The following is a 6,748-nucleotide window of genomic DNA, read 5'->3' as shown; positions in this document are numbered from 1 at the left end:
CGAAGGAACTTTACCCCGCCGAAGACTCCTTGATCAAGGCTTGCGGCATGGTTCCGGGCTTTGCTTCCCCGATTAATTCTCACGATACGCGCGTCATCGTCGATGAAGCCATTGCCGATTCCTTCGACCTCGTGACGGGTGCCAACGAAGAAGGATTCCACTTCAAGCATTGCAACCCGAAGCGCGACTTCCCGAAGTTCGAAGTGGCCGACATCGCCGAAGCATCCGAAGTCTGCAAGTGCCCCTGCTGCGGTGAACTCCTCACCGAAACTCGCGGCATCGAAATGGGTAACATCTTCAAATTGGGCACCAAGTTCTCCGAATCCATGGGTGCCAAGTTCCTCACCGCCGAAAAGACCACCGCTCCCGCCATCATGGGCTGCTACGGCATCGGCGTAGGCCGCCTGATGGCATCCGTCGTGGAAAACAGCCACGATGACTTCGGACCGATTTGGCCCAAGTCCATCCCGCCCTTCCAGGTGGAAATCGTCCCCATCGGCAAGGAAGCCGAACTCGTTGAACTCGCCGAAAAGTTTGAGAGTGAACTTGAAGCAGCCGGCATCGACGTGCTTGTAGATGACCGCGACGAACGCCCGGGCGTGAAGTTCAAGGACGCCGACCTCTGGGGTTCTCCGGTGCGCATCGCTATCGGCAAGAAGGGCCTCGCCAACGGTGAAGTCGAATGGAAGTTCCGCAACGAAAAGGAATTCTCCATGGTCAAGGTGGAAGATGTTGTCGCCAAGGCCAAGGAATACTTCGAGAAGTAAGAAGGTACGGCTGTATTGAAAATACCCTCGGCTTAGCGGCCGAGGGTTCTTTTTATTTTGGAAAGAGTGTATCATGAAAATACAAATTTTGATAAAATCTTTAAAAATTGCTTGATTTGTTGAAAATATTTGATTTTTGTATCACAAACTATTGACTTTCGTGAAAAACGAACTTATATTTGCGAGTATGAAACCGATTACAGACTACCAGGATTACCGCCTCTATATGCAGGATTTTTATGACGAGAAAAAGCGTCTGTCTGCGTTTTCTTGGCGTGAATTTGCGCGTGCGGCAGGGTTTGCTTCTCCAACTTATCTGAAGTTGGTGTGCGAGGGAAAAACGCGACTTTCTCCTGCGGGCGCAACCAATGTGGGGGGCGCGATGAATCTTGTCGGTTTTGAGCTGGAATATTTTGAGCGTATGGTGGATTATGGCCATGCCAAAACGGATCAGGAGAAGAAACTGGCTTACGAATCGATGCTTGAACTTGCAAAGAACAACAAGGCGAAAATTGTCGATGGTGAGGCGTTTCGGTATTTTGAATCTTGGGTGCATCCGGTAGTGAGGGAACTTGCTCCGGCTATGCCCGGAGCGACTCCGGGCGACATCGCCAAGCGATGCTGTCAGGGGGTTACTGCAGGAGACGTCCGCGAGTCGCTAGATTTTATGGTAAAGACGGGACTTCTCAAGAAAAGGGGTGCTGCCTATGAACAGTCGGACAAGCATTTGAAGGGAACTTCTGCCGTGATGCCGGTGGCGCTCCGTTCGATGCATCGTGAAATGGCTGGTTTTGCTACGGAGGCAATTGACAGATTTCTCCCTTCGGAGCGAAACTTTAGCGGTCTTACCATGGGTGTTTCGGCCGAAGATTATGAACTGATTTTGAAGGAACTTGAGGCCTGTCGCAAAAGGATTGCGCAGATTGCCATGAATAGTAAAGCTGTTGAACGAGTCTATCGCTTGAATTTACAGTTGTTCCCACTGACGTGGGGGGAGGACAAAGATGAAAAAGGTTGCTAGAATTCTTGCAGGTACAATTGTGCTTAGTCTTATGGCTTGTTCCGAAGGGAGCAAGACATCCGGGGTTACCGAAGACGAAAATGCTGTAGCTCACAATGACAGTAGTTCGTCGACAACATCGGTAAGCAGTAGCTCTAAAGATCCGAAATCTTCGGGCAGTAGCATGCTTGAACTATGGAATGGTGGAAAGGGAATGGCCCGTGTCAATGTCGGGAACGATAATGCGGGTTACTGGTTTAGCTTTACGGATGAGGGAGGCTTGTCAAAGGTCCTTTACCCGGTCGAGGTAGACAGTGCCATGTCCGAAGAAGCATTTGAACCGGTCGTTTCCTATTGTGAAGGCCTGTGTGCGACTGTTGAACTGAAGGGAACATCGCTACCGATGGCTGGTGTCGGATTCACGGTGGCCGAAGAAGGTGCCGTTTCGGATATTTCGGAATGGGGTGGCATTTGCGTGGCCTATGTGTCAGACTTTGCGATGAACGTGCTGCTCAGCGGGAATGCCGCTGGCGATACGTTGAATTTGGAGTCTCCGTTTGTCACGCTCCCGAAAACGATCAAGAATGTTCCTACGCTAGACCAGTTGCTTGGTGTTGACAATGTCGTGACACGTTGCGCCAAGTGGAGCGATTTCGAGGCTCCGGCATGGGTGTCGGAAAGTTCGAAACTTTCTGGTGAAGAAGCTGCATCGCAAATCAAGACGATCGTGTTCATTTACAAGGGTAACTCTGATGAGGTGGGAAGATTCAATATCAAGGAAATCGGTAAATACGATGCGACCTTGCCGCAATGGAGCGAACCTGTGAACGTGACGGATTTTGTGTCAAGCAGTTCAAGCGGTGATACCGGAAACGATAGTCCGATGTGCATGTGGAATGGCGCTAGCGGTGAGTATCGTGTAAATACCGGGTTCGGCGATGGCTCCGAAACGAGTGTGGCCGGGCATTGGTATAGTTTTGATGATGCCGAACAGGGGGGAGCTTCTCATTTCGTATGGAAAGCGGATTGTTCCATGAATGAGGCGGGTTGTATGGAATATCTGATTGATGTTTGTGGTGGCTTTTGCGGAAAATTGTATGTCGACAAGGGTACTGCTAAAGGGGCGCATATAGGCGTGGCGTTCCGTTTAGATGATTATGAGCCTGGTGAGACTCTCTCAAAACCGGTCGATGTCACTGACTGGGGTGGACTTTGCGTAACGTACTCGTCTAAAATCGGTTTTAACTTGATTGTGGGCATCGATTCTGTGGAACACATTTATTTTGATTTGGACAAAACGGAGGATTTGGTGGAAAAATGCATGACTTGGGACGATTTCGATGAATACGAAAACGAAATTCCGGGTGCAGAAGCCGTTAAACAGGCTCGCTTCATCAGTCTTGAACAGTCAAGCGGCGAATCAATGATTGGAGAATTCAACATCGTGGCCATTGGCAAATATTCTGAAACAGGAGCCTGCGGCGTAGGAAAGTTGGTGCAAGAATAACCCTATTTTATACGCAAACACCCCCCGTAGCAGCCTTGCTACGGGGGATTTTTCTATATTATTCCCCGGAAAAAATTTCTCTAAGGAGATTCAATATGGATATGAAGAAAATTGCTCTTGGTTCTGCGGCATTGGCTGCATTTGGTCTTATGGGTTGCAATGGCGAAAAGGCTATTGAAAAGGCTCCGGCCGCAATTACTGCAAATTCTACCGACGACCAGAAGTTCGCCTATATGCTGGGTGCCCAGTTCGGTGGCCAGAACTTCACGATTATTCCGCGCCAGATGGGCGAGGAACTCTACAAGGATGCACTCATTCAGGCTATTCGCGACAATGTCCGGGCGAACAGGGATTCTAGCTTCAAGATACAGATGACGCCCGACTCGTTGCAGGCGGTGAGCCATCGCTATACCTCGATGGCCCGTAAACGTTACGAGGCTACTCGTCCGGATAGCGCCTTGATGGCGGAAGGTGACAATGAAAAGATCAAGGCGTATGTTGATTCCGTGTCGAAGGCACTGCCGATTGCCAAGGCTCCGGTTTCTACGGGTGCCGCTGTGACCATTACAAACGATTCTCCGGATAACACAAAGTTCTCCTACCTGCTTGGTCTTCAGTTTTCGAACCAGTTTGTTGCCGTTGGGGACCAGTTCAAGACGGAATTTGATGAGGACTACTTTATTCTTGGTATCAATGAGTCCGTTGCCAAGGTGAATGATTCCACCTTCACACTGCAGCTGCCGCAGGATTCTCTTACGGCCGTGGGACAGCGATATCAGCAGAAAATGCAGGCTATGCGTGAAGAGGCTATCAAGAAGCAGCAGGAAGAAGAACTCAAGCTGAAGGAATCAATTGCTCCCCTCCGTGGTGATACCCTTGCGAACGGTATGCCGCAGAAACTGAACTTCAAGGTCAAGGCAACCGGTATTGCCGTAGACAAGTCCGTTGCTTCTGGTAAGATTGAAGACTTGAGCGCATTTGCAAATAAGCCTCTCCTCGTTCTGTATTTCTCTGCCACTTGCGGTCACTGCGCCCATGCTGCTCCCGAAATCCTTGACATTGCGAAGGAATTTGCTCCGAAGGGTCTTACGACGCTTGCCGTGGCTAGCGGTGGCAACCAGAAGGTCGGTATCCGTAAGTTCATGGACAACGCTAAGTGGGATGAAACCATTAATGTGGTCTGGGATGAATCTCGCCAATTCGGCGAACTCTATAGCGATGGCTATGTCCCGAAGGTCTACGCGGTGAATCCCGATGGTACCTACAAGCTCTATGCAGCTTTTGAACGCGAAAAGGATGAATTGAAGCAGGATCTCGCCGGTATCCTTTCTGGCAAGAATGTCGAATGGAAGGTTGAAGCCCCGAAGACCGAGGCTCCTGCAGCTGAAGCTCCGAAGACTGAAAAAAAGAAGTAATTACTTCTAATGTCTCTCGTTGCAGAATTTGACGTAGTCGTTGTCGGTGGCGGGCACGCTGGAATTGAAGCGACTCATGCCGCCTGGAAACTTGGCGTAAAGACGGCCATGCTCACGATGGATATTAACGCCATCGGGCGTATGAGCTGTAACCCGGCCGTAGGCGGGGTGGCTAAAGGTCAGATTGTCCGTGACATCGATGCGCTCGGTGGCTTGATGGGGCTCTTGACCGACAAGGCGGGCATCCAGTTCCGCATGCTCAATATGAGCAAGGGGCCGGCCGTATGGGGCCCGCGTGCCCAGTGCGACATGAAGTACTACAGCGAAGTGGCCCGCGAGGTTATCACGAGCTTGCCGGGCCTTTCGGTAATTCAGGGAGAACTCGCCGCATTTACGCGTATGGCCGACGGTCGCCTAGAACTTACGCTCCTGAACGGCGAACGCTATATTACCCGTTCGCTCGTGATTACGAGCGGAACCTTCCTTGCCTCCAAGATGTTTACCGGTCTTGAAACGAGCGTCGGTGGGCGAGTAGGCGAACCGAGTGCGGATAAACTCTCGGAATGCCTTGCACGCGAAGGAATTGCGCTCCGTCGCCTGAAGACGGGGACTCCCAGCCGCTTGGATCCTGATTCCATCGACTTTAATGAGTGCGATATTCAGCGCGGTGACGATGCTCCGTGGCCCATGAGCGATCGTCACTTGGCGAACACCGTTCCTGGCTGCGATGCGAATTATTTCTGGGGCGCACCATCGCAGGGTTTTGTCCGTAATGACTGCGTTTGCTGGATTACGCGCACGAACCTCAAGACGCATGACATATTGCGTAGCGGCTTCAAGGACAGTCCCATGTTCAGCGGTCGCATTCACGGCAAGGGCCCGCGCTACTGCCCGAGTATCGAAGATAAGATTAACCGCTTTGGCGACCGAGACGGGCACCAGCTGTTCCTGGAGCCGGAACAGGCCGATATAGGTCGAGTCTATATCAACGGTTTTAGTTCCAGCCTGCCTGCAGATATTCAGCTTGCGGCCATTCACACGATTCCGGGACTTACTCGTGCAAAGGTGTTGCAGATTGGCTATGCGGTGGAATACGATTCCGTCGATGCTACGCAGCTTTTCCCGACTTTTGAATGCAAGAAGGTTCCGGGACTTTACTTTGCGGGGCAGGTCTGCGGTACGAGCGGTTACGAAGAAGCTGCCGGTCAAGGACTCTTGGCTGGCATTAACGCCGCTCTCAAGATCAAGGGCGAAGAACCTTTGATTCTTGGCCGCTCGGATAGCTATCTAGGTGTGATGGCCGATGACTTGGTGAATATTTTGCTCGACGAGCCTTATCGCATGTTCACGAGCCGTGCTGAGTACAGACTTTTCCTCCGTAGTGACAATGCCGAGGCTCGTCTCAAGGAAGTCGCGCATAAGATAGGCATGATTTCGGATGAGGATTATGCCGACTGGAAGGTTCGCGTGGCTAGAGTGGAGGTTGCGCGGACTCGCCTCGCCGAAGAATCGGCGACTCCCGCCCAGGCAAATCCGATTCTTGAAGCCGGTGGACAGGCTCCTGCGACGGAACGTACGCGCTGGATTAACGTGCTTCGCCGTCCGGGTATAGATCCGGAACTGTTCTTCAGGACGGCGCTTCCGGATCTTGCTCTTTCTCGTCGCGACCAGTGGTATATGTATGCCGAAGAAATTTATGCCGGGTTCTTTGACCGGCAGGCTCGCGAAATTGAAGATCAGAAGAAGATGGAGTCGGTTCGGCTGCCCGTCGACTTTGACTATATGCAGGTGACGGCTGTGAGTATTGAGAGCCGTCAGCGCCTGAATGCCCATAAACCGCTGACGCTCGGCCAGGCTAGCCGTATTCCGGGGGTGCGTCCGGCCGATATTACCGTCCTTTCGCATTGGCTAGAAAACAAAAAAATGGCCGATATTTCATAATTTTTCGTTGCATTATCTGGAAAGGGGCAAAATTTTACTATTTTTGCGCCGTCAAATTCACAATATTTCCAAGAGGTCCATTATGTCAGAAGAAACAGAAGTCAAATCCACAGAAGAA

Annotated in this window: 5 protein-coding genes; all 5 read left to right on the top strand. The window is 51.3% G+C overall.

Features of this window, described 5'->3' with window-relative positions:
• The coding region (locus tag Q0628_RS09930) for a His/Gly/Thr/Pro-type tRNA ligase C-terminal domain-containing protein (RefSeq protein WP_298770602.1) at positions 1-767 on the top strand (767 nt) is incomplete at its 5' end.
• A 187-nt stretch (positions 768-954) separates the two neighbouring features.
• Positions 955-1,788 (top strand): TIGR02147 family protein, encoded by an 834-nt coding sequence (locus Q0628_RS09925; protein ID WP_298770600.1) that lies wholly within the window; start codon positions 955-957, stop codon positions 1,786-1,788.
• Positions 1,772-3,274: a hypothetical protein gene (locus Q0628_RS09920; protein ID WP_298770598.1), complete on the top strand. Its 1,503-nt coding sequence runs from the start codon at positions 1,772-1,774 to the stop codon at positions 3,272-3,274. Before Q0628_RS09925 ends, Q0628_RS09920 begins: the two co-directional genes overlap by 17 nt.
• A gap of 95 nt (positions 3,275-3,369) precedes the next feature.
• On the top strand, positions 3,370-4,689 hold the full coding sequence (locus Q0628_RS09915) for an FKBP-type peptidyl-prolyl cis-trans isomerase N-terminal domain-containing protein (RefSeq protein ID WP_298770597.1): 1,320 nt from the start codon (positions 3,370-3,372) through the stop codon (positions 4,687-4,689).
• A gap of 9 nt (positions 4,690-4,698) precedes the next feature.
• Positions 4,699-6,630 carry a tRNA uridine-5-carboxymethylaminomethyl(34) synthesis enzyme MnmG gene (gene mnmG / locus Q0628_RS09910; protein WP_298770595.1) on the top strand — a complete coding sequence of 644 codons (1,932 nt, stop codon included), beginning with the start codon at positions 4,699-4,701 and terminating at the stop codon, positions 6,628-6,630.
• Positions 6,631-6,748 lie beyond the last annotated feature (118 nt).

The sequence above is a fragment of the uncultured Fibrobacter sp. genome (assembly GCF_937877005.1).
Lineage (GTDB): Bacteria > Fibrobacterota > Fibrobacteria > Fibrobacterales > Fibrobacteraceae > Fibrobacter.
The sequence above is the reverse complement of the archived record's forward strand: the minus strand, read 5'-3'. Positions and strand labels throughout refer to the sequence as shown.

What these genes read in the sequence shown, in the direction of transcription:
- Q0628_RS09925 (WP_298770600.1), top strand. Translation starts at nt 955, where the DNA reads ATGAAACCGATTACAGACTACCAGGATTACCGCCTCTATATGCAGGAT.
- Q0628_RS09920 (WP_298770598.1), top strand. Translation starts at nt 1,772, where the DNA reads ATGAAAAAGGTTGCTAGAATTCTTGCAGGTACAATTGTGCTTAGTCTT.
- Q0628_RS09915 (WP_298770597.1), top strand. Translation starts at nt 3,370, where the DNA reads ATGGATATGAAGAAAATTGCTCTTGGTTCTGCGGCATTGGCTGCATTT.
- mnmG (WP_298770595.1), top strand. Translation starts at nt 4,699, where the DNA reads ATGTCTCTCGTTGCAGAATTTGACGTAGTCGTTGTCGGTGGCGGGCAC.